Origin of the sequence: uncultured Polaribacter sp. (assembly GCF_947501385.1) — a bacterium.
Lineage (GTDB): Bacteria > Bacteroidota > Bacteroidia > Flavobacteriales > Flavobacteriaceae > Polaribacter.
Window position 1 is genome coordinate 1 of sequence record NZ_CANMVP010000075.1, and the last position, 959, is coordinate 959.

A 959-nucleotide genomic window follows, 5' to 3' on the forward strand; every position below is an offset into this window, starting at 1 on the left:
TTGAGTTAGTCATTTAATTTCCGTATATTTAAGTCAATAAAACTAGGATAATGGAACAATTTGAAGGACAAGATATACTAAACTTTATAAAAGAATTGCCAAATGATGAGGCTTGCAAAGCATATTTAGCAAAAATAAAATGGCAAGATGGTTTTACATGTAGTAAATGTGGACATACAAAAGGTTGTGAAAAATCAGGTTATAATTATCACTGTTATGCATGTCATCACGTTGAAAGTTCAACAGCAAATACACTCTTTCATAAAGTTAAATTTGGATTACAAAAAGCCTTTTGTGTTGCTTTTGAAATGAGTACAAGTAGCAAAAGCATATCAAGCATTCAGATGGGAAAACGTTTCAGTATCCGACAGGGTACAGCCTGGTTTTTTATGCAAAAAGTGCGTAAATCTATGAAAAGTAGCCAAAAATATCCTTTAGAAAAATTAATCCATGTTGATGAATTTACAGTTGGTGGTAAAGAAGAAGGAAAACAAGGTAGAAGTTATGATTCAAAAAAGAAAAAAGCAGTAATAGCAGTAGAATTGACCGATAATAATAAAGTGAAAAGAGTCTATATAAAGTCTATTGATGATTATTCAGCAAAATCATTAACACCAATATTTGAAGAACATATAAGTACATCTGCCAAAATAATAACGGATAAATGGAGAGGATACGAACCTTTAAAAGAAGTTTATAACATTGAACAGATATACAGTAATAATGGTGCTAATTTTAAACAATTACATATTATGATTATGCAAGTTAAATCATGGCTTAGAGCAATACCAACTCATGTAAGTAAGTGGCATATTCAAGCTTACTTTGATGAATTTTGTTTTAGGATTAATCGTTCGCAATTTAAGACCAGCATTTTTCATAAAACGATTTGTAGGATGGTTGAAGAAAAGCCAGTATATCAAAAATTAATAAAACAGAAGCTAAACGTATAACTCAAT

At 29.8% G+C, this 959-nt stretch carries 1 protein-coding gene; it reads left to right on the forward strand.

Annotated elements, in window-relative coordinates; translation table 11 throughout:
• Nucleotides 1–50 precede the first annotated feature (50 nt).
• Nucleotides 51–953: an IS1595 family transposase gene (locus Q0998_RS19240; RefSeq protein WP_299673074.1), complete on the forward strand. Its 903-nt coding sequence runs from the start codon at nt 51–53 to the stop codon at nt 951–953.
• The last annotated feature ends 6 nt before the right edge of the window (nt 954–959 follow it).

Excerpts from the sequence above, each read along its gene's own strand:
- Q0998_RS19240 (WP_299673074.1), top strand. The coding sequence starts at position 51 with ATGGAACAATTTGAAGGACAAGATATACTAAACTTTATAAAAGAATTG.